At 61.6% G+C, this 24,306-nt stretch carries 26 protein-coding genes and 1 pseudogene; 12 read left to right on the forward strand and 15 right to left on the reverse strand.

Features of this window, described 5'->3' with window-relative positions:
- Nucleotides 1-215 precede the first annotated feature (215 nt).
- Complete coding sequence (locus tag NH234_RS12440) at nt 216-1,001, forward strand: DeoR/GlpR family DNA-binding transcription regulator (RefSeq protein ID WP_085733116.1); 786 nt, start codon at nt 216-218, stop codon at nt 999-1,001.
- Nucleotides 1,002-1,052: 51 nt separating this feature from the next.
- On the opposite strand, the gene NH234_RS12445 is transcribed toward NH234_RS12440, so the two are convergent.
- The 7 genes from NH234_RS12445 to NH234_RS12475 form a co-directional block, all read right to left on the reverse strand.
- Entirely contained in the window at nt 1,053-2,336 is a 1,284-nt protein-coding gene (locus tag NH234_RS12445; protein ID WP_367256733.1) for an NAD(P)/FAD-dependent oxidoreductase, read from the reverse strand.
- 33 nt (nt 2,337-2,369) lie between these two features.
- Nucleotides 2,370-3,734, reverse strand: coding sequence for a glutamine synthetase family protein (locus tag NH234_RS12450; RefSeq protein ID WP_367256734.1), 1,365 nt, complete (start codon nt 3,732-3,734; stop codon nt 2,370-2,372).
- 527 nt (nt 3,735-4,261) lie between these two features.
- A complete protein-coding gene (moaE, locus tag NH234_RS12455) occupies nt 4,262-4,723 on the reverse strand; it encodes a molybdopterin synthase catalytic subunit MoaE (protein ID WP_367256735.1) in 462 nt (153 codons plus the stop codon).
- A gap of 3 nt (nt 4,724-4,726) precedes the next feature.
- Nucleotides 4,727-4,978: a MoaD/ThiS family protein gene (locus NH234_RS12460; protein ID WP_085733112.1), complete on the reverse strand. Its 252-nt coding sequence runs from the start codon at nt 4,976-4,978 to the stop codon at nt 4,727-4,729.
- Nucleotides 4,975-5,460 (reverse strand): cyclic pyranopterin monophosphate synthase MoaC, encoded by a 486-nt coding sequence (moaC, locus tag NH234_RS12465; RefSeq protein WP_367256736.1) that lies wholly within the window; start codon nt 5,458-5,460, stop codon nt 4,975-4,977. The genes NH234_RS12460 and moaC overlap by 4 nt, the downstream gene beginning before the upstream one ends.
- Nucleotides 5,457-6,299, reverse strand: coding sequence for a formate dehydrogenase accessory sulfurtransferase FdhD (gene fdhD, locus NH234_RS12470; RefSeq protein WP_367256737.1), 843 nt, complete (start codon nt 6,297-6,299; stop codon nt 5,457-5,459). Before fdhD ends, moaC begins: the two co-directional genes overlap by 4 nt.
- Nucleotides 6,300-6,458: 159 nt before the next feature.
- On the reverse strand, nt 6,459-7,358 hold the full coding sequence (locus NH234_RS12475; RefSeq protein WP_085733109.1) for a LysR family transcriptional regulator: 900 nt from the start codon (nt 7,356-7,358) through the stop codon (nt 6,459-6,461).
- Nucleotides 7,359-7,657: 299 nt separating this feature from the next.
- Here NH234_RS12475 and moaB point away from each other — a divergent pair, with 299 nt between their 5' ends.
- Both moaB and glp read left to right on the forward strand, forming a co-directional pair.
- Nucleotides 7,658-8,197, forward strand: a complete 540-nt coding sequence (gene moaB, locus NH234_RS12480) for a molybdenum cofactor biosynthesis protein B (protein ID WP_065260324.1) — start codon at nt 7,658-7,660, stop codon at nt 8,195-8,197.
- Nucleotides 8,194-9,399, forward strand: coding sequence for a gephyrin-like molybdotransferase Glp (gene glp, locus NH234_RS12485; RefSeq protein ID WP_367256738.1), 1,206 nt, complete (start codon nt 8,194-8,196; stop codon nt 9,397-9,399). Before moaB ends, glp begins: the two co-directional genes overlap by 4 nt.
- A gap of 6 nt (nt 9,400-9,405) precedes the next feature.
- Here glp and NH234_RS12490 read toward each other — a convergent pair.
- Nucleotides 9,406-10,203: pseudogene (locus NH234_RS12490) on the reverse strand (MipA/OmpV family protein).
- A gap of 100 nt (nt 10,204-10,303) precedes the next feature.
- Nucleotides 10,304-10,792: a GFA family protein gene (locus tag NH234_RS12495; RefSeq protein ID WP_367256739.1), complete on the reverse strand. Its 489-nt coding sequence runs from the start codon at nt 10,790-10,792 to the stop codon at nt 10,304-10,306.
- Nucleotides 10,793-10,928: 136 nt separating this feature from the next.
- On the opposite strand from NH234_RS12495, the gene NH234_RS12500 reads away from it, so the two are divergent.
- The 3 genes from NH234_RS12500 to NH234_RS12510 all read left to right on the forward strand — a co-directional run bounded on the left by NH234_RS12500 (nt 10,929) and on the right by NH234_RS12510 (nt 14,128).
- Nucleotides 10,929-11,813, forward strand: a complete 885-nt coding sequence (locus NH234_RS12500; RefSeq protein ID WP_367256740.1) for a LysR substrate-binding domain-containing protein — start codon at nt 10,929-10,931, stop codon at nt 11,811-11,813.
- A 99-nt stretch (nt 11,814-11,912) separates the two neighbouring features.
- Nucleotides 11,913-13,028 carry an agmatine deiminase gene (aguA, locus tag NH234_RS12505; RefSeq protein ID WP_367256741.1) on the forward strand — a complete coding sequence of 372 codons (1,116 nt, stop codon included), beginning with the start codon at nt 11,913-11,915 and terminating at the stop codon, nt 13,026-13,028.
- Nucleotides 13,029-13,030: 2 nt separating this feature from the next.
- Nucleotides 13,031-14,128, forward strand: coding sequence for an extracellular solute-binding protein (locus NH234_RS12510; protein ID WP_367256742.1), 1,098 nt, complete (start codon nt 13,031-13,033; stop codon nt 14,126-14,128).
- Nucleotides 14,129-14,142: 14 nt separating this feature from the next.
- Here NH234_RS12510 and NH234_RS12515 read toward each other — a convergent pair whose 3' ends face one another.
- Both NH234_RS12515 and NH234_RS12520 read right to left on the reverse strand, forming a co-directional pair.
- The gene (locus NH234_RS12515; protein ID WP_367256743.1) at nt 14,143-14,769 is read right to left on the reverse strand and encodes a DNA-3-methyladenine glycosylase; all 627 of its coding nucleotides are present in this window, start codon (nt 14,767-14,769) and stop codon (nt 14,143-14,145) included.
- A gap of 56 nt (nt 14,770-14,825) precedes the next feature.
- Entirely contained in the window at nt 14,826-15,908 is a 1,083-nt protein-coding gene (locus tag NH234_RS12520) for a bifunctional transcriptional activator/DNA repair enzyme AdaA (protein WP_367256745.1), read from the reverse strand.
- A gap of 109 nt (nt 15,909-16,017) precedes the next feature.
- Here NH234_RS12520 and NH234_RS12525 point away from each other — a divergent pair, with 109 nt between their 5' ends.
- The gene (locus NH234_RS12525; protein ID WP_367256747.1) at nt 16,018-16,431 is read left to right on the forward strand and encodes a VOC family protein; all 414 of its coding nucleotides are present in this window, start codon (nt 16,018-16,020) and stop codon (nt 16,429-16,431) included.
- Here the strand turns inward: NH234_RS12525 and NH234_RS12530 are convergent.
- Entirely contained in the window at nt 16,428-17,048 is a 621-nt protein-coding gene (locus NH234_RS12530; RefSeq protein ID WP_085733098.1) for a LysE family translocator, read from the reverse strand. The two genes, NH234_RS12525 and NH234_RS12530, sit on opposite strands and share 4 nt — an antisense overlap.
- Before the next feature lie 273 nt (nt 17,049-17,321).
- Here NH234_RS12530 and NH234_RS12535 point away from each other — a divergent pair, with 273 nt between their 5' ends.
- Both NH234_RS12535 and NH234_RS12540 read left to right on the forward strand, forming a co-directional pair.
- On the forward strand, nt 17,322-17,927 hold the full coding sequence (locus tag NH234_RS12535; protein WP_367256749.1) for a biliverdin-producing heme oxygenase: 606 nt from the start codon (nt 17,322-17,324) through the stop codon (nt 17,925-17,927).
- Nucleotides 17,924-20,161, forward strand: coding sequence for an ATP-binding protein (locus NH234_RS12540; RefSeq protein WP_367256751.1), 2,238 nt, complete (start codon nt 17,924-17,926; stop codon nt 20,159-20,161). The genes NH234_RS12535 and NH234_RS12540 overlap by 4 nt, the downstream gene beginning before the upstream one ends.
- On the opposite strand, the gene NH234_RS12545 is transcribed toward NH234_RS12540, so the two are convergent.
- The gene (locus NH234_RS12545; RefSeq protein ID WP_367256753.1) at nt 20,139-20,924 is read right to left on the reverse strand and encodes a type 1 glutamine amidotransferase domain-containing protein; all 786 of its coding nucleotides are present in this window, start codon (nt 20,922-20,924) and stop codon (nt 20,139-20,141) included. The genes NH234_RS12540 and NH234_RS12545 overlap by 23 nt on opposite strands.
- Nucleotides 20,925-21,066: 142 nt before the next feature.
- Here NH234_RS12545 and NH234_RS12550 point away from each other — a divergent pair, with 142 nt between their 5' ends.
- Together NH234_RS12550 and NH234_RS12555 are read left to right on the forward strand one after the other, a co-directional pair.
- Nucleotides 21,067-21,654 (forward strand): LysE family translocator, encoded by a 588-nt coding sequence (locus tag NH234_RS12550; RefSeq protein WP_085733094.1) that lies wholly within the window; start codon nt 21,067-21,069, stop codon nt 21,652-21,654.
- A gap of 357 nt (nt 21,655-22,011) precedes the next feature.
- Nucleotides 22,012-22,383 (forward strand): DUF6124 family protein, encoded by a 372-nt coding sequence (locus NH234_RS12555; protein ID WP_085733093.1) that lies wholly within the window; start codon nt 22,012-22,014, stop codon nt 22,381-22,383.
- A 41-nt stretch (nt 22,384-22,424) separates the two neighbouring features.
- Here NH234_RS12555 and NH234_RS12560 read toward each other — a convergent pair whose 3' ends face one another.
- A complete protein-coding gene (locus NH234_RS12560; RefSeq protein WP_367256755.1) occupies nt 22,425-23,255 on the reverse strand; it encodes a helix-turn-helix domain-containing protein in 831 nt (276 codons plus the stop codon).
- 35 nt (nt 23,256-23,290) lie between these two features.
- On the reverse strand, nt 23,291-23,794 hold the full coding sequence (locus NH234_RS12565) for a VOC family protein (protein ID WP_085733091.1): 504 nt from the start codon (nt 23,792-23,794) through the stop codon (nt 23,291-23,293).
- Nucleotides 23,795-24,056: 262 nt separating this feature from the next.
- On the opposite strand from NH234_RS12565, the gene NH234_RS12570 reads away from it, so the two are divergent.
- Nucleotides 24,057-24,305 carry a transmembrane sensor/regulator PpyR gene (locus tag NH234_RS12570; protein ID WP_085733090.1) on the forward strand — a complete coding sequence of 83 codons (249 nt, stop codon included), beginning with the start codon at nt 24,057-24,059 and terminating at the stop codon, nt 24,303-24,305.
- The last annotated feature ends 1 nt before the right edge of the window (nt 24,306 follow it).

A 24,306-nucleotide genomic window follows, 5' to 3' on the forward strand; every position in this document is an offset into this window, starting at 1 on the left:
CGACGATCATGCACGCGAACGCGAAATTGAGATTCATGGGGTGTTCATCCTGAGCCTTATTGAAGTGCTGCCATTGTGAACAGGCCGGATGCAAAGAAAAAATTCGGCTTCATGATTTCAAAGATCGAAACAATTGATATCAGCCGGTTTGTGTTTGGCAGATGCATTGGTTAGGCTCGCCAAACCTGCAACTACAAGCACAAACAGGCAAAACCATGCACGATCATTCCGCTTCCGAGCTTCCCTCCCTGCGTCGGCAGAAAATCCTGCTGATCCTCGAACGAGACGGCAAGGTCATGGCCTCCGAGTTGAGCCAGCATTTTGCGGTGTCCGAAGACACCATCCGCCGCGATCTGGCCGAACTGGACAATGCGGGGCTGGTGCAACGGGTACATGGCGGGGCGTTGCCGCGACCGAAGGACACCGGCAAGGATTACTTCACGCGGATCAGTGAAACCGACGAGGTAAAGACCAGCCTTGCGCAGCTCGCGGCGGGGCGAGTGAAGGACGGGCAGATCGTGCTGTTCGATTCCGGCACCACCACCTTGCAGATCGCCCGTTCGTTGCCTTCGGATATCTCGATCACCGCCGTGACCACGTCACCGATGACGGCGATCACCCTGGCTGAATACAAGGGGATCAAGGTGATTCTGGCGGGCGGCCAGTTGAATCTGGCGACGATGTCGGTCAGTGGCCACGAGACCGTGCGACTGCTGCAAAGTATCAAGGCTGACCTGTTGTTCACCGGGGTTTGCGCGATTCATCCGGAAGTGGGGTTGAGTTCGCTGTATTTCGATGAAGTGCCGGTGAAACAGGCGTTGTTCGACAGTGCGGCGCAGGTGATCGCCGTGACCACGGCGGACAAGCTGGGGGCGGTGGAGCCGTTTGTGGTGGCGCCGTGCAGCCGGGTGCATACGTTGATTACCGAGCGGCATATGGCGTCGGGGAATGCCGAGGATTATCGGCGGTTGGGGATTGAGGTCGAACAGTTGCAGGACTGACGTTTTGGAGCGAAACAAAAGGCCCCACCGCTCGCGATGGGGCCTGTTCGGTCAGCGCAGTTTTTCCAGCATCTGGTAGTACCACATGCCCGCTGCCAGCATCGGATTCCCCAGCAGATCCCCCATTGGCACGCGAATGTGTGAGCACGCGGCAAACGTGTCGAACTGCTGCATCTGCCCGGTGATTGCCCGGCTCATGATTTCGCCCATGATGTGGGTCGTGGCGATGCCGTGACCGGAGTAGCCCTGACAATACCAGACGTTGTCCGAGAGCTTGCCCAGTTGCGGGATGCGGTTGATGACGATGCCCATCGCGCAGCTCCACTGGTAGTCGATCTTCACCCCTTTGAGCGCCGGGAAGGTCTGTTCGATGCACGGGCGCAGTTCGCCGGCGATGTCCCGTGAGTCCTTGCCGCTGTAGTTGGCGCCGCCGCCGAACAGCAGGCGGCCGTCGGCGGTGAGGCGGTAGTAGTCGAGGACAAAGCGGCAGTCGTAAACGGCGAGGTCTTCGGGGTTGATCTGCTTTGCCAGATCGCCCAGCGGCTCGGTGGTGACGATGCCGCCCATGGCCGGGAAGATCTTGCCTTTGAGCTGGCCAGGTTCGAGCTTGTGGTAGACATCACCGGCCAGCAGCACCTGATTGGCGTCGATCCGGCCGTGAGCAGTGCGCACGCCGGGACTGTCGCCGTGGATGATCTCCAGCACTTCGCTGTTTTCGAAGATCAACGCGCCAAGGCTTTCCGCCGCCCGCGCCTCGCCGATACACAGGTTGAGCGGATGCAAATGCATGTTGCGGGTGTTCTTGATCGCGCCGTGATAGAGGTCGCTTTGCAGCAGGTCGCGCACCTGGCTGCGGTCGAGCAGGCTGACTTCATCGCCCATGCCGCGACGCACGGCTTCGTCATAATCACTGCGCAAACCGGCCATGTGGCTCGGCTTGTAGGCCGCGTGCAAGTGGCCGTGTTTCAGGTCGCACTCGATCCCGTATTTCTCGACGCGCTGTTTGATGATTTCGTGGCCGCGCCAGCGCAGATGCCAGATGAAATCGTCGACCTCATCGCCCAATGTGTTGCGCATCTGCTTACGCATCGCGCCGTCGCCGGACAGGCTGCCGGTGACCTGACCGCCATTGCGTCCGGTGGCGCCCCAGCCGATTTTGTGGCTTTCGACGATGGCAACTTTCAGGCCTTTTTCGGCCAGTTCGACGGCGGTGGCGACGCCGGTGAAACCGCCGCCGATGATCACCACATCGACCTTGTGCCGGCCTTGCAGGGCCGGGTAGTCGGTGTCGCGGTTGAGGGTCGCGGTGTAGTAGGAATTGCTGCGTTCAGTCATGTCAGTGTCCAAGGCAAAAAAAGGAAAAAAGGATCAGGCTTCGGTCAGGTACCAACGCCAGTCCTGCTCACCCACTTCGGCCATGAACAGCCGGTATTCCGCACGCTTCACCGCCAGATACACCCCGAGAAATTCCTGCCCCAAGGCGTCCCGCGCCCACACCGATTTTTCCAGTGCCGTAAGCGAAGTCAGCCAGTCCGTCGGTAGCAATTCCTTCGCCTGCGCATAGCCGTTGCCTTGCACCGGTTCGCCCGGATCGATGTCTTCTTTTATGCCGCGATGAATGCCCGCGAGAATTGCCGCCGCTGCCAGATACGGGTTGGCATCGGCGCCGCAGATGCGGTGTTCGATGTGCCGGGTGTTGGCCGGGCCGCCGGGTACGCGCAGGCTGACGGTGCGGTTGTCGACCCCCCAGGTCGGCGCCAGTGGCGCATAGCTGTTGGCCTGGAAACGGCGGTAGGAGTTGGCGTTGGGGCAGAACAGCAGCAGCGAATCCAGCAACGAGGCGAGCATCCCGCCAATCGCGGTACGCAGCAGCGGCGTGCCGGCCGGATTCTCGGAGGCAAACAGATTGCGCCCATCGGCATCGGCGAGACTGACATGCATGTGCATGCCGGTGCCGGCCAGATCATCGAAGGGTTTGGCCATGAAGGTCGCTTGCATTCCGTGCTTGTGCGCCACGGCTTTGACCAGCCGTTTGTAGCGCACGGCCTGGTCCATCGCCTCCAGCGCATCGCCGTGTTCAAGGGTGATTTCCACCTGGCCCGGCGCGTATTCCGAGATGGCCGTGCGCGCCGGAATACCGTGCAGTTTGCAGGCGCTGTAGAGGTCGGCGAGGAACGGTTCGATCTGCTCCAGCTCACGCAAACCATAGACCTGGGTGTGCCTCGGTCGGCCGCCGTCGGCATCCAGCGCTGGTTGCGGGCGACCGTTGTGATCGCGTTTGGCGTCGAGCAGATAGAACTCCAGCTCGCAGGCCATCACCGGGTGATAACCCTCGGCTTTCAAGCGGTCGATGACCTTGATCAACAAATGACGCGGATCGGCAATGCTCGCCGGCATGCCTTGTTCCGGGTGCATGCTGACTTGCACCGCCGCAGTCGGAATCTGCCGCCATGGCAGGCGTACCAGACTGCCTTCCAGCGGGTAGGCGCGGCAGTCGATGTCGCCGACGTCCCACACCAGCCCGGAGTTTTCCACGTCCTCGCCGTGCACGGTCAGGCCGAGGATGGTGCTTGGCAGCGGGCGACCGCTTTCGTACACGGCGAGCAGTTCTTCGCGGTGCAACAACTTGCCGCGCGGCACGCCGTTGGCGTCGAGGATGAACAGCTCGATCATGTCGATGTCGGGGTTCTGATCCAGAAAATTGCGTGCGTCTTCAATGGCTGCGAATTTCATAATCAATCACTCACGATGGCGCCGCACAGGCGCGCAGATTCGGGCCGGACGCAGCTCGGCAAAAGGCGCGGGCGTCCTGGCAGGGATATCGAAAAAGAGGGGGAACTGTCGCGATTTTTACCGGCGCGATCAGACGGGCAGGCAGATATCCGGCGGGCGTGCGGAGTGACGCAGCTTGGAACGGCTCAGGGCCATGGGGAGATTGACGATGCGATTCATGCGCGGCCCCTGTGAAGGAGGGCGCACAGTGCAGAGACGTTCAACGATTCTGATTGTTGTAGTGACGTGCTCATGACGCGTGTTTCCGTTGGCGGAAAACGTCGGCGGCGGGAGTGTCCCGCCATGCCGGTGTGGCTGGATAGTAAGGGGGAAGTCCGGGATAAGTAAACGCCTGATTCCGATGCGCGCGGCAAGTCACCGGCTCAGCGCAACAGATGAAACCCCATCCCGACGAGGGCGCAAACGATCAACACCTCGATCACCCCGCGCTAGAAAACAAACAGCCCGAGGCAGCCGACAGTGCTCTGTCAGGCATGCGCCAGACTCCAGCGAAACACGGCATTCTGATCACTCTCCCGAGCTTCAACCCAGTGCGAACCCTCAGGTGTGGTCTCACGTTTCCAGAACGGTGCACGCGTCTTCAGCACATCCATGATGAAGGCGCAGGCCTCGAAGGCTGCATGCCGGTGTTTGCTGCTGACGCCGACGAACACGATCGGTTCGGTCACCGACAGTGCGCCGACACGGTGCACGATCTCCACCGCCAGCAACGGCCAGCGCTCGCGGGCCTGTTCGGTTATCTGTTCCAAAGCCTTCTCGGTCATGCCCGGATAGTGTTCGAGGTACAGTTCGTTAACCGTTTGGCCGACATTCAGATCCCGCACATAACCAACGAAATTCACCACCGAGCCCACCCGTGGGTTGCGCGCATGTAAATCCGCAATCAACTGACCGGCATCGAAGCCTTTCCGCTGGACTCGAACGCCCATGCCTCAACCCCCTGTAACCGGTGGGAAAAACGCGATCTCGTCGAAATCCTCGATGGCCTGATCCGGCTGGCACAACTCCTGATTCACCGCACACATCAGGTTGCCGGCGCCGAGGACTTCACGCCACAGATCGCCACGCTGCATCAGCATCTGCCGCACGTCCTCGACACAAGCGAGGGTGTCGCTGGCCGGAATTTTTTCACCGCCCAGATTGAGCCGGTCACGGTAGCTGGCGAAGTAGTTGATCAGAATCATTGCGGGTTCTCCCATTGAAAGTGGCCGGAGCGGCCGCCCTGTTTGCTGAGCAGACGGATGTCACCGATGACCATCGCCCGGTCCACGGCTTTGCACATGTCGTAGATCGTCAGCGCGGCGACACTGGCGGCGGTCAGGGCTTCGAGTTCGACGCCGGTCTGACCGGTGAGGCGGCAGGTGCTGGTGATCTGCACACGGTCCGGCGCGCAGGCCTTGAGTTCGACGTGGATCGAACTGAGCAGCAGCGCGTGACACAGCGGAATCAGTTCGTGGGTGCGTTTGGCCGCCTGAATCCCGGCGATCCGCGCCACGGCGAAGACATCGCCCTTGGGGTGGCCGTTGGACTGGATCATTTGCAGGGTTTGCGGACGCATCTGCACCCAGGCTTGCGCGGTGGCTTCGCGGCGGGTCGCGGCTTTGTCGCTGACGTCGACCATGTTGGCGCGGCCCTGATCGTCGAGGTGGGTGAGGGTGTCGCTCATTCGGTTGGCTCCTGGATCGGGCTGTAGATTCGGGGGGCGTTGCGGTGCGGGACGTGGATCAGGTTCAGGCGGTGCTTGAGCGCCCAACGCACGGTCAATGCAGTGGGCGCAGACAGGCTGACGAGGGTGCCAAGCCGGGCGCGCACCGCTTTGTGAATCAGTTCAAGACTGCAACGGCTGGTGACTACGACGAAGCCCTGACGCGCATCGAGGCCTTCGAACTTGAGGGCGCCGATCAGCTTGTCGAGGGCGTTGTGGCGGCCGATGTCTTCGCGGCACAGCAGCGCTTCGCCGTCGGCGTCGAAGTACAGCGCCGCGTGCAGGGCACCACTGCTGCGGGCCAGTTGCTGGGCCTGTTCGATGCGCTGGCGGATACCGTCGAAATGCGCGGCCGGTGGCAGCGGCGTCGGCGTCAGGATCTCCAGTTGCGGCAGCGCCTGTTCAAGGGCTTCCACACCGCAGAGGCCGCAACCGCTGGTGCCCGCCATCTGCCGCCGGTGATCCTTCAGGACCCAGAATGCACGGCTGGAAATCTGCACATCGGCCTGGCAGGCCTGGTCAAAGTGAGTCAGACGGATGTCATGGATATCGTCGAGACTGTCGACGATGGAGTTGCTCAGGCTGAAGCCGCGAATGAAGTCCTCGATGTTGCCCGGCGAGACCATCATCACGGCCTGATTCAAGCCGTTGTAGCTGATGGCCAGGGCGATTTCCGCCGCCAGCGCCGCGTGGGACACAGGCGCGTCGTCGAGGTATTCGCGGTAGGCCACTTGCGCCGGTTGTGGCGCGGGGGCGTTGGCGTCGCCCGGCTCGATGAGTTGTTCAACTTGGCACAGCATCTTGAAAGTCCCCGAAGCGCTGAAGTGAGTTCAGGCTACGGGGCAGCGAAAAGTGCGTCCAATCGCTTGTTCCGATGCAGTGATTGGATTGGTCGATCACTGCTGGCGAAGTTGAAAGCGTTGCACCGGAGTGCAACGTTTCAGGCAACTTGGGGAGGGTTAAACGGCGGGTGCTTCGACACCAAACATCTTGCGCGCCTCGGCAAAGCACTTCTCGGCAATCGCCGAACGCGGTTCGGTCTTGCGCATCACCAGCCCCAACGGCGCGAGTACGCTGGCGTCCGGCAAATTGATGAAGGCCAGGTGTTCGATCGGTTCTTCCAGACCGCTGTCCAGCGGCATGATCGAGCAGCAGAAGCCCTGGTGGATCGCCTGCAGCAGTTGATAGGTCGAATCGCTTTCCATGATCGGCTGCGGATTCAACCCGCGACTGCGGAAACTCAGATCGATGGATTTGCGGTAATGCATGCCGGTGGTGATCATCCCCAGCGGCAGTTCGGCGGCGTCTTCCCAGCTCATCTCCGGGCCTTCGAAATGGAAGTGGCGAGTGTCGTAGAGCAGACCGACGCGGGTCTCGCCGATCTCGAAGAAATCGAAATAGTTCGGGTTGACGTGGTCCAGATAACACACGCCGAGGTCCAGCTGATTGTTGCCCAGGCCTTCGATGATCTCGTTGGAACTCAGCGACGAAAGGCTGTATTTCAGCTCCGGATAGATCGCGGACAACCCCTGAATGTAATTGACCGGGTTGAAGTTGCTCAGCGGCACCAGCCCCAGGCGCAGGCTGCCGACCAGTTGCCCGCGGCAGGCTGCGGCTTCGGCAAACAACCCGTCGTGGGCGGCCAGCAGCGTGCGGGCCCAGGCCAGTACGCGTTCGCCGGCCTGGGTGAAGCCTTCGAAGCGCTGGCCGCGATTGACCAGCACCAGATCCAGCTCGTCTTCCAGATTGCGCAGGCGCATCGACAGGGTCGGCTGGGTGATGTGGCAGCGCGCGGCGGCCTGGCCGAAGTGACGGGTTTCGTCCAGCGCGATCAGAAACTTGAGTTGTTTGATGTCCACGATGGCACCTGCTCGATTGAGAATTTTGATTGAGTATTGACGCAGATGCGTACGGCGCACGGAAAGCGCAGGCGGTGACGATCCCACTGATCGCGTTTTACGTCCAATCGGAAGCGTTTAAGAGGCTATCGAGGGCTTCGATGATGGCCGGTTTCATTGGCTCCATCAGTGACCGGAGTTTGATAAAAAGGAGCCGATAGAGCGGGTCGATAATGCGGTTGGTTAGAGTGATTAGACAGTCTTCATAAGTGGCACTTAGGCTCTGGCGCTAATTGAATTGACGACGGCCGGAGTGTGCCATGAGTGTTAAAGCGGATGCCTTGTTTGTTCCCTTGAATATTGCCGTGCTGACGGTCAGCGATACCCGTGATTACGCCAGCGATACCTCCGGTCAGTTGCTGGTCAGCCGTTTGCTCGAAGCGGGTCACACTTTGAGCGAGCGCAACCTGCTCAAGGACGACTTGTACAAGATCCGCGCCCAGGTCGCGCACTGGATCGCTGACGACAATATCCAGGTGGTGCTGATCACCGGCGGCACCGGCTTCACCGGGCGTGACAGTACCCCGGAAGCGGTGGCTTGCCTGCTGGACAAGCAGATCGACGGCTTCGGCGAGTTGTTCCGCGCCATCTCGATACTCGACATCGGCACCTCGACCGTACAAAGCCGTGCGTTGGCAGGCCTGTCCAACGGCACGCTGGTGTGCTGCCTGCCGGGCTCCACCGGCGCGTGCCGCACGGCGTGGGAAGGCATCCTCGCCGAACAACTGGATAACCGTCACCGCCCGTGCAACTTCGTCCCGCACCTCAAACCGGTGCAAGCCTGCGGGCCACGGGGATGAGCAAGGCTGCATTGATGCCGGTCGAGGAAGCGCTCGACCAACTGTTGGCGATGGCCAATGAACGACGCCTGCCGGACAGCGAATCGGTGCCACTCAATGAGGCACGCGGACGAGTATTGGCCAGCGATCTGGTCGCCACCCTCGATCTGCCGCCGTGGCCGAACAGTGCCATGGACGGCTACGCCTTGAACCTTTCCGACTTGCATCGGCAGCCGTTGCGCGTGTCGCAGCGGGTCTACGCCGGACTAGTGCCGGACGCCTTGCTGCCTGGTACCTGCGCGCGAATTTTTACCGGCGCACCGTTGCTGCCGGGCGCCAATTGCGTGGAGATGCAGGAAAACGTCGAAGTGCTGGAAGATGGCCGAATACGTTTCCTGCAGCCGTTGAAGGTCGGCCAGAACATCCGTGCCCAAGGCCAGGAGAACCGCGTCGGCGACACCTTGCTGCGCGCCGGCAAACGCCTCGGCCCGTTCGAACTGGCGGTGGCTGCGGGGCAGGGCATGACCCATCTGCCGGTGGTGCGTCGTCCGCGCGTGGCATTGCTGTCGACCGGTGATGAGCTGGTGGAACCGGGGCAACCACTGCGTCCCGGCAGCATCTACAACAGCAATCGCACCTTGCTCGACCACTGGTTGCGCGAACTGGGTTGCGAGGTGATCGACGCCGGTATCCTGCCGGATCGCCCGGCGCAAACCCGGCTCAAGCTTGAGCAGTTGCAGGTGGCGGCCGATCTGATTCTGACCACCGGCGGCGTGTCTGCCGGTGATGCCGATTGCCTCGGCCAGGTGCTGCGCGACAACGGCAAACCGCTGCTGTGGAAACTCGCGATCAAACCCGGCAAACCGCTGACGGTAGGCCATTTCGGCACGGTGCCGGTTATCGGTTTGCCGGGCAATCCGACCTCGGCGCTGGTGACCTTCGGCCTGCTGGCGCGCCCGTACCTGCTGCGCATTCAAGGCGTGGAAGAGGTGATGCCGTTGAGCTTTACCGTCAAAGCCGGGTTCGACTGGCCGAAACCCGGCAGCCGTCGCGAGTACCTGCGGGGGCGTCTTGAGGGCGGGCAGGCGGCGCTGTATCCGAACCAGAGTTCCGGCGTATTGCTCGGCGCCACCTGGGCCGACGGGCTGGTGGAAATCCCGGAGAACAGCACGTTGCGAATGGGCGATCCACTGCGCTTCATTCCGTTCAGCGAGCTGTTCTGAGCACGATCAAAAGGTGTAGACCACTTGCCCGGCAAGGGACGTCTGCAGCCGACGTTCGACAATCGGGCTGTCGACGGCTTCGTGGTTCAGGTACTGCAGTGCCAGCACCGTCGACACGCTCCATTGTTTGTCCAGCGGCAATGACCACGTCAGGTCTGCACCACGGCTGATCAACCCGGCCCGGGCCTTGTACGCCCGGAACTGGCTGCGCGAAGCCTGGGCATCGCTGACGCCGTACCAGGTGCGCATGTAGTTGCTGTCACCGAACTGGCTGTTGAGACCGCCGGTCACCTTGCCGAAACGTCCTTCGTAGAGCGGCGCGCTGATGCTCAGCTTGAGACGGTTCCAGGACGAGCCGGTGTCGTGGTCATCGTCGTCCTTTTCCAGCGCATGTTCGAAACTCGCGCCGAGAATGAGCGGGCCGAGGTGATACGTCCCGTCGAGGCCGATCACCGGGCGCGACTTGATCGAACCCATGCCGTTGAGTTCGTCCGAGCCCTTGTAGCCGGCCTTGCGATCCTTGCGCACGTCGCTGGCGCCGATGTAGACGCTGAGGCCGAAATCCTCTTCATCGAAACCTCAGCCCAGGCCTCGGCTAGTGTCGAGGAACACGCCGTAGGGGCTGACGATTTCGACACCCACCAATGGCGCCACTACCCGCTCGTCACTGCCGCTGTAGCGCGGCGCACTGGCGGCCCCGGCGCGCAGGGTGGTGTGCCAGTCCTCTGCGCGCAGCGAGTCGCCGGGCAACAGCAGGCAAAGGGAGGTCAGGGACAGCGAAAACGTACGCAGCGAAACCGGCATGGGGCACCCGATTAGGAATATGGATGCACCATGCTAGGCGGGGGGCGGCCGGCAATCTTTGGCAGCTTTGTCGGGAAACTGTCAAAGACTGTGAAGGCCGCTATCGGCTCAATCCCAGCCGTTCGTGCCATTGGGCGATGGATTCTTCGGGGTAGACCTCGAATTGCCGGTCCTTCGCGCTCGCCTGCACTTCGACCCATGGCGCTTTCGAGCCGAGCATCAGGTGAGTGTGTTCCGGCGGCACCGGCAACGGTGTGTCGATGGCCGAGGCGAACGGGTGGATCAGTTCCGGCCATTCCGGGCTGAACAGCCACAGGCCGCTGCCGCACAACGAACAGAAGTGTCGTTCGGCGGTGCTGCGATGGGCGCGTTTGTCGCCATCGTCTTTCATCTTCGCGTGGTAGATCGTGATGTGTTTGCGCCCGCGTACCTTGAGGCTGGCCGCGTCGCCGCCGAGGTTGATCGCATAGCCGCCACCGCCCTGGGTCTTGCGGCAGATCGAGCAGTAGCAGCGCTGATAAGGGTAGGGGTGGGCGCTGTCGAGGGTGAATGAAACCGCGCCGCAGTGGCAGGAGCCTTCGAGGTGCATGGTGGCCTCCGGTTTGGCGTTGTCGATGCGGTTCAGCCTAGAAGAGATGTTGCGCCTGTGCCGCCGCTACCGCGGTGCAACTGGACGCCTGCGAAAAGCCCGGTCAGCATGTCCGCAAAAAAAGGGACCCAAATCCATGCGCCGACTACCTTCCCTGGCCGCCCTGCGAACCTTCGAATGCGCCGCCCGTCACGCGCATTTCGGCAGGGCCGCCGCCGAGCTGTGCGTCACCGACAGCGCCGTCAGCCATCAGATCCGCCAGCTCGAAGAGCAACTGGGCATGTCGCTGTTCATCCGCGAGGGCCGGCAGATCCGCCCGACCATCGCCGCCGGACGCTTGATGCAGAGCCTGCAACAGGCCTTCGAACTGATCGGCGATGCCTGCGACGAGTTGCGCGATCCGTCCTCGCTCGCCGTGTTGCGGTTGGCGGTGACGGCGGAGCTGGCGCAGAAGTGGCTGATGAACCGTCTGACCGATTTCTACGCGCGTTATCCGCACATCACCTTGCACCTCTACGAGCAACCGATCGACGCCGCCGCACCCGGCGAAGACATCGATCTGGCGATCACCTACGGCACCGGCCCGGTGGACAGCAGCGCGTATTTCGTCCGCCCGTTGCCGGCGTTGCAGTTCTTCCCGGTATGCAGCCCCGGCCTGTTCAATCAGGGCAACCTGAAAACCCCGAAGGACCTGGCCCGGCATTGCCTGCTGCATGACGATCAGGACGGCAAGACCTGGACCGCCTGGCTCACTAGCCATGCCGGCGACTTGCGCCCGGAGCGCCAGTTGTATTTCGCCCACGCCGGCCTGGCGCTGGAAGCGGCGGCGCAAGGGCAGGGCGTGGCGATGGGCGACAACCTCACGGCGCAGGAGGATTTGCAGAACGGGCGTCTGGTGCGGCCGTTCACCTCCAGCATGACCGCGTTGGGCCAATACGCACTGGTCTGCGAGCGGGTACGGCTGGAGCGTCCGGCGGTGGCACAGATGTTGGAGTGGTTCAACGATCAGCTGGCGGATTGATGAGTTGAATTCAACTGTTCCGAAATAATCATCGTTGGCGGCGCGACGGCCCGCGACCGTAGCCTGAGGTCATTCCCATCCCGATGACGAGGTTTGACCATGGCACGTTTGCTCGACACCACCCCGAAACAGGACGGCTTCCGTCTGCCCGGCGAATTCGAAGCCAAGTCCGGTTGCTGGCTCGGCTGGCCGGAGCGCACCGACGTCTGGCGCAACGGCGCCAAGCCAGCGCAGAAAGTCTGGGCGCAGATCGTCACCGCAATCTCCCACAGTGAACCGGTGACGGTCTGCGCCTCGGCGGCCCAGTTCGCCACCGCCCGCCGCCAGTTGCCGCCGCAAGTGCGCGTGGTGGAGATGACCTGCAACGACACCTGGTTCCGCGACAGCGGCCCGTGCTTCGTGGTTAACGACCAGAGCGGTGAAGTACGTGGCGTCGACTTTGAATTCAACGCCTACGGCGGCCTCGATGGCGGGCTTTACTACCCATGGGACAAGGACGACCAGATCGCCAGCAAGATCCTTGAAATCGAACGTTTCGACCGCTATCGCGCGCCGTTGATCGCCGAACTCGGCGGCATCCAGAGCGACGGACAGGGCAGCATCCTCACCACCGAGCAATGCCTGCTCAACCGCAATCGCAACCAGCACCTGGGCAAGGACGAAGTCACCCGCCGCCTGACCGATTACCTCGGCGCCGAACAAGTGATCTGGCTGCCGCGCGGTTGCAAGTTCGACGAAACCGATGGCCATGTCGACGACCTCGCGTGTTTCGTGCGCCCCGGCGAAGTGGTGCTGCAATGGACCGACAACCGTGACGATCCGCAGTGGGAAATCTATCAGGAGGCCTACGACATTCTGCGCAGTACCCGCGACAGCCGTGGCCGCGAACTGATCGTGCACAAGCTGCCGCAGCCAGACGTGCTGGAGTGGACCGCCGAAGAAGCCGAAGGCCTCGATCAGCAAGACAGCACCCACACCCGTCAGGCCGGCACCAAAATCTGTGCCTCTTACATCAACTATTACGCCGGCAACAGCTCGATCGTGGTGCCGCTGTTCGGTGATCGCAACGACCAGGTGGCGCTGGCGACCCTCGCCGAACTGTTCCCGCAACACAAGATCGTCGGCATCGAAAACTCCCGAGAAATCCTGCTCGGTGGCGGCAACGTCGCGTGCATCACCATGCCGCAATACGCCGGCCAGAAAAAAGGAGCCTGACCATGGGCCTGCACAAACTGAGTAAAGCGTTATTGCTGGTGCTTGCACCCCTGTGTGTGCAGGCTGCCGAAACGGCGAAACCGGTGGTCAACCTGTACATCTGGGGCGAGTACCTGGCCCCGGATACCCTGAAGAATTTCGAGGCGAAAACCGGAATTCGGGTGGTCGCCGATCACTTTGATTCGCTGGAAACCGTCGAGACCAAACTGCTCACCGGCCGCAGCGGCTACGACCTGGTGCTGACCGCCGGCCAGCACTTGTCGCGGGCTATCGAGAGCGGCGCGATCCAGACCCTGAACAAGCAGCAGCTCCCGCACTTTGCCGGGGTCGGCGACGAGTTCCGTCAGCACATGGCAGTCTTCGATCCAGGCAACCGCTACGCCGGGATCTATGCCTGGGGCACTACCGGCGTCGGCTATCAGGAGGAGGCCGTGAAGCAGCGTCTGCCGGACGCGCCACGGGACAGTTGGGCGATGCTGTTCGATCCGGCCGTGGTGTCGAAATTCGCCGATTGCGGGGTGAGCCTGCTCAACGATCCGAACGAAGTGTTCGCGGCGGTCATGAAGTACATGGGCCTGGACATCAACCGCCAGAGCCTGGATGACCTGAAACTCGCCGAGCAGCAACTGGCGAAGATCCGCCCGTACATCCGCTACTTCGACAACGACCTGAACATCAGCGACCTGGCCAACGGCAACACCTGCGTGGCGATGTCGTGGAACGGCAACGTTGCCATTGCGGCGGGGCAGGCCGAAGCGGCCCACAAGCCGTTCAAGTTGAATTACCGGATTCCGAAGGAGGGCACGCTGATCTGGTTCGACGCCATGGTCATTCCCAAGGACGCACCACACCCCGAGGCCGGGCTGGCATTGATGGATTACCTGATGACGCCTGAGGTGATCGCGCCGATCACCGACACCATTCACTACGCCAATGCGATCACGGCGGCGGACGGGTTGATCGATCCGGCGATTCGTAATGATCCGGGGACTTATCCGCCTGAGGCGGTGAGGGCTTCGTTGTATAGCAAGAATGACAATGGCAAGGCGTTCAACCGGGCTTTGATTCGGGCGTTCAGTCGGTTGAAATCGGGCCTTTGAAAAGCCGCCCTCACTTACGGTGAGGGCGCTTTTGGTACCCGCCACAAATACCAGGCCGCCACGGTGCGATACGGACTCCACCCCAACCCGATCTCAATCATCTGCTTGCGCGTAGGCTGCCTCTCCAACCCTTTCAACCGCCGATACCCCTCGCGCACGCCAAAGTCATCCGCCGGCAGAATATCCGGCCGCTCCAGGCTGTAGATCAGCAACATCTCTACAGTCCAGCGCCCAACCCCGCGCAGGCTGACCAACCGCTCGATCAGCGCTTCATCCTCCATCGCCAGCGCAGTCGAGTAATCCGGCACCACGCCATCCAGGGTCGCCTGGGCAATCCCCTGAATCGTCGTAATCTTGCCTGCCGAAAACCCGCAACTGCGCAACCGGTCGAAATCCGTCGCCAGAATCTGCTCGGGACGCGGAAACGACTGCCCGGGAAACAGCCCCACCAACCGACCGACAATCGCGTCGCCCGCCTTGGCGTGCAGTTGCTGATAGGCAATCGCCCGCACCAGCGATTCATAAGGATCGCGCGCCGGGTGCGGCTGATGCAGGCAAGGGCCGACGGCAGCAATGTGGCGCTGCCAGTCGGCGTCGAGGCTGGCCAGAAACTCGCTGGCCGGTTGGTAGGGATCGGGCATCAGCAACTTCAATGATCCGTTGATTTGAACGCCGGGAGGGCGTGGGGGGTGGTTTGTCAGAACGCCAGTTGTTGCGTCATCTGCACGGCAGCGTTTTCCAGCCTGAGCAGAAACGCCTTGCGCGGTTGCCCACCACCATAGCCGGTCAGCGAGCCGTCCGCACCGATCACTCGGTGGCATGGCACCACGATCGACAGCCGATTGTGCCCGTTGGCCAGGCCCACGGCGCGACTGGCGCCAGGTTTGCCCAGCCGCGCGGCAATGGTGCCGTAAGTGCTGGTGTGGCCGTAGGGGATTTGCCGCAGTTCGGCCCAGACCTGACGGGCAAAGTCGCTGCCGGGCAGATGCAATGGCACGCTGAATTCGCTGAGCTTGCCGGCGAAGTACAGCGCCAGTTCGTTTTCGATCAGCTGCAAATGCGCATTGTGTCCCGGCGCGACGACGTAGCCGTAGCGGTTCTGCAGTTCTTCGACTTCGCGGGTCAGCGCCGGGCGGTCGAGAAACTCCAGCAGCACCAGTCCGCGTCGCTCGGCCATGGCGATCATCGGCCCCAGCGGCGTGGTCAGGCGGGTGAACAGCAGCGGTTCGCTGGCCGCCGCACGGCCCGGCGTGATGTGAAACGACTTCTGGAATGCATCGCGAAAACCACTGAGGGATTCATAGCCGGAGTCGAACGCCGCATGATCGATGGACGTGCCTTGCTTGATCCCGCCCAGCGCCACGCCGAGCCGGCGGGTGCGCAGCCAGGCGTGGAAGGTCATGCCGAAATGCTGCTTGAACCAGCGCCGCAGTTTCAGCGGTTCGATGCCTTCTGCGAGCAATTGCGCGTCGCTCCAACGCAACTCCGGATCGGCGTCGACGGCTTTCAACAGCCGTTGCACCCAGTCCGGGGCGATGGCTGCGGCGTCCAGCGGTTTGCAGCGCAAACAGGCGCGATAACCGGCGGACAGGCAGTCGTCAGCGTGGGCGAAGAACTCGACGTTTTCCGGTTTCGGCTTGCGCGCCGTGCAGGTCGGGCGGCAAAAGATCCCGGTGGTTTTCACCGCCGTGAAGAACACGCCTTCATAGGCGGTGTCGCTTGCGAGCATGGCGCGAACCATTTCAGCGTGAGGGGGCAGGACAGCGGTCTGTATGTTCATGGGCCGAGGATAAAACCAGTTATTCGATGGCTCCACCGAAAAATCGACAGTGAATTTTCGGGCCGCTGCACTACAGTGACCGGGTCGCTACAACTCGGGAAATGAAGGTATGCCACCGTTCACGATTCACCACATCGATCACATCGTGCTGCGCGTTGCGGATCTGCAACGCAGCATTGATTTCTACGACCGGGTCTTCGGTGCCGAAGTGGTCAAGCGCAACGAAAAATTCGGTCTGGTGCACCTTAGCGCCGGCACGTCGATGATTGATCTGGTCGACCTCGACGGCGAAATCGGTCGTAAGGGCGGCGCCGCTGCCGGCAGCGAGCGGCGCAATGTCGATCACTTCTGCCTGCGCATCGAGCCGTTCGATGAAGCGGCGCTGATCAGCCATTTGCAATCCTGCGGCCTGACCGTCGACAAGGCGGCTACCCGCTTTGGCGCGGAGGGCAACGGCCTGTCGCTGTACTGCTTTGATCCGGACGGCAATCAGGTCGAACTCAAAGGCCCGTCCGAAGCTTAGGCCCGCTTGGCCATCAGCAACACCGAAGCCGCCGCCGACAACAGTCCCGCACAGCAACGGTTGAAAATCCGCTTGCCGCGCGGCTCGGCGAACCAGCGGCGCATGTGCAGGCCCATATAGGCGTAGGCGCTGATGGCGATCCATTCCAGCAACAGGAACAGCACCCCCAGCAACATGAACTGCGGGGTGATGGCACGGTTCGGGTCGACGAACTGCGGCAGGAATGCAGTGAAGATGAGAATGGCCTTGGGATTACCTGCGGCCACCAGAAACTCCTGACGCGCCAGGGCCAGCAGCCCGTTCGCCGGCGCCGTAACGGCGTCTTCGGCAGTCGGATTGGCCCGCCACAGCTGCCATGCCAGGTACAACAGATACCCCGCGCCGACAATCTTGATCCCGTAGAACAACAGCTCGGACGTTTGCAGCACCACCGCCAGCCCCGCCGCCGCGAGGGCGATCATCCCGGCGAACGCCAGCAGCCGACCGACCCCGGCCACGCAGGCGCGACGATAGCCGTAGCGGGTGGCGTTGCTGACCGACAGCAGGTTGTTCGGGCCGGGCGCCATGTTCAAGGCGAAACAGGCGGGCAGAAACAGGGAAAGGGTGGCGAGATCCATGGCACGGGCTCCGGTGGCGGGACGGCTATTTTTATCACGCTGGCGGCAGGCCGGAACCGTACAGTAAGGCTGCAGAGTCGCGGTACAGCGATTGTCGGGCGTGAATCCGTTCGAACTTTCCGCCGCCCCGTCAACTCTGAATCCCTCACAGGGTGATGAATCCGCCAGAAAAAATTATCTGCCGGGTCAGAAAGGACAATTGCCGTGTAAGCTTTCGCGCCATGCGTTTCCATTCCCCAATGGCCCCAGGCGGCCCACTCTACGAGCGACTACATGCAAGCAAAGGCCCGCGAGGTTCATGTGCCACCGGTGTTGCAGGATCTGCGCGCCGGCACCGCCGAACTGCACATCGCACTGGAAAAACGCCTTCCTTACTTCTCCGACACCCTTGATCTGCGCGCTTTCGAGCGATTGATGCGCGCCTATTACGGTTTCTATCAGCCGCTGGAAGCCGCGTTGCAGGACAGCGGCGCGATCCCCGCCGATTTTGATCTGGTCTCGCGCCTCAAGGCGCCGACCCTGAAACGGGATCTGCACGCGTTGGGCGCAAGTGGCGGGGATTTTTCGCTCTGCCGTCAGTTGCCCGACATCAACTCCGCCGCCGCCTGCCTGGGCGTGCTGTACGTGCTGGAAGGCGCGACCCTCGGCGGGCAGATCCTGCGCCGGGAAATCGCCACACGCCTGAGCCTGGGCGCGGACAACGGCGCAGCGTTTCTGGACATCTACGGCGCCGCCACCGGCCGGCGCTGGCGCGACTTCATCGAATACCTGGGCAGCCGCCCGATGGACGCCGACGAGCGTGAAGCCGTCGTGGCGGCCGCTCACACCACATTCAGCTGTTTCGAGCGTTGGCTCGAAAGCCAGGAGGTTCTGGTATGACCCCGCAAGACAAAGAAGCCTTTGAAGAGTTGCTGGCCAACTGCGCCGACGAGCCGATCCGTTTTCCCGGCGCCATCCAGCCCCACGGTCTGCTGCTGACCCTGAGCGAGCCCGAGCTTTCGATCATCCAGATCAGCGCCAACGTCGAGACCTTGCTCGCGCGCCCGGCACAGGAACTGATCGGTCAGCCATTGCAAAGCCTGATCGGTGATGCCCACGCCGCGCAGGTTCGCGAGGCCTTGCAACAGCCGATCTTGTCCGATGCGCCGCCGTTGCACTTTCGCCTTAATGGCACCGCGTTCGAAGGCTTGCTGCACCGCCATCAGGATTTGCTGATCCTGGAGCTGGAAATCCACGTCGAAAACTTCCAGCCGCGCAACGTTGCCGGCACTGAAACCCATCTGGGGCGAATGCTCGCGCGCCTGCAAAAGGCCCAGAGCCTGCAAGCGCTGTACGACATCAGCGTCAAGGAAATCCAGGCCATGACCGGTTACGACCGGGTGCTGATCTATCGTTTCGAAGAGGAGGGCCACGGTCAGGTCATCGCCGAAGCGACCGATCCGTCGATGGAAGTTTTCAACGGTCTGTTTTTCCCGGCCTCGGACATCCCCGAGCAGGCCCGCGAGCTGTACCGCACCAACTGGCTGCGGATCATCCCCAATGCCGACTACCAACCGGTGCCGCTGGTGCCCAAGTTGCGCCCGGACACCCAGACCCCGCTGGACCTGAGCTTCGCCACGCTACGCAGTGTGTCGCCGATCCACTGCCAGTACATGAAGAACATGGGCGTGCTGTCGTCGATGAGCATTTCCCTGCTCAAGGGCGACAAGCTTTGGGGCCTGATCAGTTGCGGCAACCGCCAGCCGCTGCACGTGCCCCACGAATTGCGCACCGCATGCCAGACCATCGGCCAGGTGCTGTCGTTGCAGATCAGCGCGATGGAAGCGCTGGAAGTCAGCCGTCAACGGGAAGAAAAGGTCGAGGCGCTGGCGTTGCTCAATCAGGCGATGGTCGATTCGCCGCAGAACGTTTTCGATGGCCTGGCCAACCAGCCGCAGGTTCTGATGGCGCTGGCCAATGCCGGTGGCATCGCGATCATCGAAGACAAACAATTGCACCGTTACGGCAACTGCCCGGAGCCGGAAGAGATTCGTGCCTTGCACAAATGGTTGCAGGAGCGCGGCGAGCCGGTGTTTGCCAGTCATCACTTGGCCAGCGTCTACCCGCCGGCCGCGCACTATCAGCAAGTCGCCAGCGGCGTGCTCGCCATGAGCCTGCCCAAACCGGTGGACAACGGCGTGCTGTGGTTCCGCCCGGAGGTCAAAGAAAACATCAACTGGAGCGGCGACCCGCGCAAGCCGCTGGACCTGGAAAACTCCGACGCCGGCCTGCGTCTGCGGCCGCGTACTTCGTTCGAAATCTGGAAAGTCGAGATGGCCGGGATTTCCACCAAGTGGAGCCACGGTGATTTGTTCGCCGCCAACGACCTGCGCCGCTCGGCACTGGAAAACGATCTGGCCCGGCAGGTGCGCCGCGAGCAGGAAGCGGTGCGCGCCCGCGATGAGCTGGTGGCGGTGGTTTCCCACGATCTGCGCAACCCGATGACCGTGATTTCGATGCTGTGCGGCATGATGCAAAAGGCTTTCAGCTCAGACGGGCCGCACACTTCGCGGCGTATCTCGACGGCCATCGACACCATGCAGCAAGCCGCCGGGCGCATGAACACGCTACTGGAAGACTTGCTCGATACCTCGAAAATCGACGCCGGGCGTTACACCATCGCCCCGCAGAAACTCGATGTCGCACAGATGTTCGAAGAGGCGCAGTCACTGCTCGCACCATTGGCGCTGGACAAGGACATCAGCATCTCGTTCGAGGCCGATCCCGATCTGAGCATCCATGCCGACCCCGAGCGGTTGTTCCAGGTGTTGTCGAATCTGGTCGGCAATGCGATCAAGTTCACGCCGCGTCTGGGTACGGTTGATGTGTTTGCCAAATCGATCGGTGACGACATCGTCTTCACGGTGCGCGACAGCGGCGAAGGCATTCCCAAGGATCACTTGCCGCACGTGTTCGACCGTTACTGGACGGTGAAGGAAGGCAACCCGAACGGCACCGGGCTGGGCCTGTACATCACGCAAGGCATCGTCGAGGCCCATGGCGGGCGGATCGTGGCCGAGAGCGAGCCGGGGCAGGGCAGCGAATTCCGCTTCACCGTGCCACGTCTGGACTGAGCAGTGGCTCGCGACGGGTGGCCTGCAGCAGGGCCACCCATTCGGCGGCGAATCGATGGCAATCGCCGGGCCAACGCGCCGTCAGCAGTTGTTTGTCGCGCACCACAAAACCGATTTGCGGGCTCTCTGCCTGGTCGCGTTTGGCAATGAGGGGGCCGCGTATGAAATCGGCCTTGCTGGCCAGTGCGGTTTTCACTTCTGCCTCGACCGTCTGTTTGTAGGTGCGGTAGTAGCGTCCCAGCCACGCAGCGGTCATCAGCCACGCCGGCAATTCCATGGTTGCCGCCAGCAACGCCGTGACTTTGCGCCCGAACAACACCGAACGCCCGGTGTCGGGATCGAGCGTACGGGCCAGCAACAACACGCCATGACACACCGCTGCCACGGGTTTTTCGGCCTTGAAAAATTGCAGGGCGATCTGCTGGGCCTGCTTGGATTCCAGCAACGTGCGCATCCCCTTGGCGTGGCCGCCGGGAATCAGCAGACCATCGAACTGGCTCGGGTCGACATCGGCATACGCCAGCGGCTGCCTGAACGCTTCGGACTCGATCATTTTCGCGTAACTGTCCAGATCGGCCTTGCGCGTCATCAGCATCGAACTCAGCAGGCCGAAACCGATGTCCACCAGTCGTGAGTCGGCGTGGGCGGGCAAGCCTTGCGGCGTGGCAAAACGTACTTCGATGCCCGCATCGCGCATGGCCTGCCATGGCACGCTGCTTTCGGTGGGGTCGTAATCGGCGGCTGGCAACAGAATCAGAATCATGGAGGGCGACTTCCTGGTCGAGAGCGGTCACTGAGGTAGAGCGTAGTGGGTCTGCGAGTTCGGGGGTAATTTCGTTCAATACCCAAGGGCAGGGCGCTGGTTACCGTGAGCGCCTTGTTCCTCGATTTGAAGCAGGTGTGCGATGAGTCTGATTGTGTCGATGGCGGCGTTTGCCCTGGCCGCGTCCATTACCCCGGGGCCGGTGAACATCGTGGCGTTGAGTTCAGGGGCGCAGTTCGGCTTTCGCGCCAGTCAGCGGCATGTGGCCGGGGCGACGCTGGGGTTTGTGTTGTTGCTGGTGTTGATGGGGCTGGGGCTTCACGAAGTGTTGAAACTGTGGCCGGCGCTGACCCGCGTGGTGCAACTGGCCGGGGTGGCGTTTCTGCTGTTCATGGCCTGGAAACTGGCCACCGATAACGGTCAATTGAATACGGGAGAGTCGGGCAGGGCACCGTCGATGCTCTACGGCGCGGTGATGCAATGGCTCAATCCCAAGGCTTGGCTGGCCTGTGTGGCGGGGATGGGGGCGTTTGTGGCCGATGGCGAGGCACGGCTGGTGTGGCAGTTTGCGGCGGTGTATCTGGTGATCTGTTATCTGTCGGTGGGGTGTTGGGTGTATGCCGGGACGTTTTTGCGCGGCTATATCGGCAATCCGGCAGGGATGCGGTTGTTCAACCGAGTGATGGCGTCGTTATTGGCGATTAGTGCGGGGTATTTGTTACTGCCGTGAGCGTGGCGGACCTTCGGTTTAAAGGTGTTTAAGGATGCTTCCGGCAAGCCACAACACCTTGCGCCATTGCCTACGCATCCGCCAGAATCCGCCGGCTTGTGGGCCTTGGGGCCGGGTTCTATCGTGTGTCGGTCGCTGACGAATCAGCGATCGGGTTTCGCAGCCCGGATCAATCAAGGCGCCCAGAGCGTCGTTTCCGTTCAGCTTTTTTGGCTGATCGCGTAATGGCGGTTGTGCGCGGGATACCTTCGGGTATGCCGGGTTCCTTGATTCCCGGTCTGCGAACCCGCGTACAGCTGTCACCTCCTTTCGTTTCGCAGCGAACCGTGGCAGCTTCATCAATCAGGGAGTTTTACCATGATCAAACCAACGCCAAACCCACCCGAAACCGACCCGACCTCGCCCTACGAAACCCTCGACTCCAAGAAATTCCACGAAGCCGCCGAACGCGCCCTCGACCACTACCTCAATCCGTTCCACCCCAGAAAACCGCTGCTCAAACCCAACACCCGCTACCTCATCGCCCCCGGCATCCCGAATGAAGAGCTGCTCGCCGACGCCTGCGAAACCCTGACCTCGGCCAAAACCATGGCCAGCGATTTCGCCGGAATGATCGATGCGCCGCAGCGGCATGTGCTGTTGGGCATCGGGCAACTGATCATGCTGGCGGAGCTGGCGGTGAATCGGGTGCTGGATAATCTGGAGGTGATGGCTGAGCCCCGTGTCTGAGTGCTGAAACCGAAACGGCCCATTGCGGGCCGTTTTTGTTGTTATCCCCGATACTGCCCCGGCGTAGCCGCCAGATGCTGCTTGAACGCCCGCTGAAAATGCGCCTGATCGGCAAACCCCGCCTCGAGCGCCACATCCGCAATCAACTGCCCGCGACGTAAACACTCGCGAGCGAACTGGATGCGCTGGTTAACCAAAAACGCATGGGGCGTCATGCCGAAGTGTTGTTTGAAGGCGCGGATCAGGTACGACGGTGACAGCTCGGCCGCGGCGCATATGTCGTCGAGGCTGAGCATGTCGGTGCAGTGCCGGCGGATGAAGTCGGCGGCGCGTTCGAGTTTGAAGTTCGGTTCGCGCAACGATGGTTCGATGGGGTTCAGGCGAAGTTGCAGGTCGCTGAAGAATTCCACCGCTGCGCTCTGTTTGCGCAGCACGTCTTGCTGATCGTCGACCAATACCGCGTACAACGCATTCAAGTCGTCAAACAGGCGGGCGTCATTCAGATGAGTATCGGAAAACCGCCGAAACTCAAGTTCCGCACTGAAGCCCAACTGGTGCTGAAGATCCGTCAGCCACGGTGTTTCCACATACAGCATCAGATACGACCACGGCTGGTCATCGATCGGGTTGCAGGCGTGTACATCCCCCGGATTCATCAGTACCACCGTGCCGGCCGCCACTTCAAACGAGGATTGCTCATGCACATAGGTGCTGCGCCCGGCGGTGATCGCACCGATGGAAAAATGCGCGTGGGAGTGCCGTGAGTAGCAGACCTCACGGCCATCGGCGATGGCCCGGGCCTCGATGAAGGGCAGGGCGTCATCGCGCCAGAAGCGCGGGGCTTGTTCAGGGTTCTTGGCGGCGGCTTTCATTGTCGGGGTTCTCGGCAGGCCAGTGCCCGAGTGTATTAGCTCTGGCCGGCGAAGGCTCGCTCGAGTTCGGCGATGTCGAGTTTTTTCATCCCGAGCATGGCCTGCATCGCCCGTTGGGCCTTGGTCTGGTCGGCATCGGTCATCATGTGCATGAACGCCACCGGCACGATCTGCCACGACACGCCGAACTTGTCCTTGAGCCAGCCGCATTGCTGCGCTTCCACTGGGCCGCCAGCAGAAAGGTTGCCCCAGAAATGATCGACCTCTTCTTGGTTCTGGCAATTGACCTGAAACGAAATCGCCTCATTGAACTTGAACACCGGCCCGCCATTGAGCCCGGTGAAAGTGTGGCCGTCGAGTTCGAAACTGACGGTCATCACCGAGCCTTCGGGGCGGCCGTGGAATTCCTGGCCGGCCTTGCCGTAGTGGGTGAGGGCGGTAATTTTCGAGTGGTCGAAGATCGAGCAGTAAAACTTCGCCGCCGCCTCGGCCTGATCGTCGAACCACAGGCAGGGCGTCAGTTTTTGAAAGCGTTGCATGGCAGTCATCCTCGGCAGGTTGGACATGCTGGATTAATAGCGTAGTCAGTCTGTGGTCAGCTGGCGGTGCCGCGGATCGATGGTCGGATGCAGTGAAGATGGAATGTAGTCGTATTGACTTTTTGTCTTGTCAAAATGACTCTTTTTCGTTTTTGTCAAATTGACTCGTATTCTCGCAACTGGCTGATATTGCTGGGCGAATAATCTGGCACGCTAATTGAAGTGCCTTAAGTACAAACTGATCCGCTCAGGAGTACGAAACATGTTCACTTTCTTCGAGAATCCGCTGAACGTTCTGCACCTGTCGAGCAAAGTGCTCGTCGCCGGTCTGGCCATGTTGCTGGCCGGAATCTACGGCGCTTATCTGTATCAAAGCCCTATGCCGATTGCGTTGCTGGTGGCGATGCACGCGATGACCATCGTCGGCCCGACGCTGATCAAGATCGGCTATGTGATGCGTCTGCTGTCGCAATATCGGTTGGCCAACTCTCATGCAGTGGCGGCGGCCTGAA

It is taken from the genome of Pseudomonas sp. stari2 (assembly GCF_040760005.1).
Lineage (GTDB): Bacteria > Pseudomonadota > Gammaproteobacteria > Pseudomonadales > Pseudomonadaceae > Aquipseudomonas.

Coding starts and splice junctions, on each gene's coding strand:
- NH234_RS12530 (WP_085733098.1), bottom strand. CDS start 17,048: ATGGATCTCGCCACCCTTTCCCTGTTTCTGCCCGCCTGTTTCGCCTTG.
- NH234_RS12565 (WP_085733091.1), bottom strand. CDS start 23,794: ATGCAACGCTTTCAAAAACTGACGCCCTGCCTGTGGTTCGACGATCAG.
- NH234_RS12495 (WP_367256739.1), bottom strand. CDS start 10,792: ATGCACCTCGAAGGCTCCTGCCACTGCGGCGCGGTTTCATTCACCCTC.
- aguA (WP_367256741.1), top strand. CDS start 11,913: ATGGCACGTTTGCTCGACACCACCCCGAAACAGGACGGCTTCCGTCTG.
- moaE (WP_367256735.1), bottom strand. CDS start 4,723: ATGGGCGTTCGAGTCCAGCGGAAAGGCTTCGATGCCGGTCAGTTGATT.
- glp (WP_367256738.1), top strand. CDS start 8,194: ATGAGCAAGGCTGCATTGATGCCGGTCGAGGAAGCGCTCGACCAACTG.
- NH234_RS12535 (WP_367256749.1), top strand. CDS start 17,322: ATGCAAGCAAAGGCCCGCGAGGTTCATGTGCCACCGGTGTTGCAGGAT.
- NH234_RS12525 (WP_367256747.1), top strand. CDS start 16,018: ATGCCACCGTTCACGATTCACCACATCGATCACATCGTGCTGCGCGTT.
- NH234_RS12450 (WP_367256734.1), bottom strand. CDS start 3,734: ATGAAATTCGCAGCCATTGAAGACGCACGCAATTTTCTGGATCAGAAC.
- NH234_RS12515 (WP_367256743.1), bottom strand. CDS start 14,769: ATGCCCGATCCCTACCAACCGGCCAGCGAGTTTCTGGCCAGCCTCGAC.
- NH234_RS12540 (WP_367256751.1), top strand. CDS start 17,924: ATGACCCCGCAAGACAAAGAAGCCTTTGAAGAGTTGCTGGCCAACTGC.
- NH234_RS12560 (WP_367256755.1), bottom strand. CDS start 23,255: ATGAAAGCCGCCGCCAAGAACCCTGAACAAGCCCCGCGCTTCTGGCGC.
- moaC (WP_367256736.1), bottom strand. CDS start 5,460: ATGAGCGACACCCTCACCCACCTCGACGATCAGGGCCGCGCCAACATG.
- NH234_RS12570 (WP_085733090.1), top strand. CDS start 24,057: ATGTTCACTTTCTTCGAGAATCCGCTGAACGTTCTGCACCTGTCGAGC.
- NH234_RS12545 (WP_367256753.1), bottom strand. CDS start 20,924: ATGATTCTGATTCTGTTGCCAGCCGCCGATTACGACCCCACCGAAAGC.
- NH234_RS12550 (WP_085733094.1), top strand. CDS start 21,067: ATGAGTCTGATTGTGTCGATGGCGGCGTTTGCCCTGGCCGCGTCCATT.
- moaB (WP_065260324.1), top strand. CDS start 7,658: ATGAGTGTTAAAGCGGATGCCTTGTTTGTTCCCTTGAATATTGCCGTG.
- NH234_RS12440 (WP_085733116.1), top strand. CDS start 216: ATGCACGATCATTCCGCTTCCGAGCTTCCCTCCCTGCGTCGGCAGAAA.
- NH234_RS12520 (WP_367256745.1), bottom strand. CDS start 15,908: ATGAACATACAGACCGCTGTCCTGCCCCCTCACGCTGAAATGGTTCGC.
- NH234_RS12445 (WP_367256733.1), bottom strand. CDS start 2,336: ATGACTGAACGCAGCAATTCCTACTACACCGCGACCCTCAACCGCGAC.
- NH234_RS12555 (WP_085733093.1), top strand. CDS start 22,012: ATGATCAAACCAACGCCAAACCCACCCGAAACCGACCCGACCTCGCCC.
- NH234_RS12460 (WP_085733112.1), bottom strand. CDS start 4,978: ATGATTCTGATCAACTACTTCGCCAGCTACCGTGACCGGCTCAATCTG.
- NH234_RS12500 (WP_367256740.1), top strand. CDS start 10,929: ATGCGCCGACTACCTTCCCTGGCCGCCCTGCGAACCTTCGAATGCGCC.
- NH234_RS12510 (WP_367256742.1), top strand. CDS start 13,031: ATGGGCCTGCACAAACTGAGTAAAGCGTTATTGCTGGTGCTTGCACCC.
- fdhD (WP_367256737.1), bottom strand. CDS start 6,299: ATGCTGTGCCAAGTTGAACAACTCATCGAGCCGGGCGACGCCAACGCC.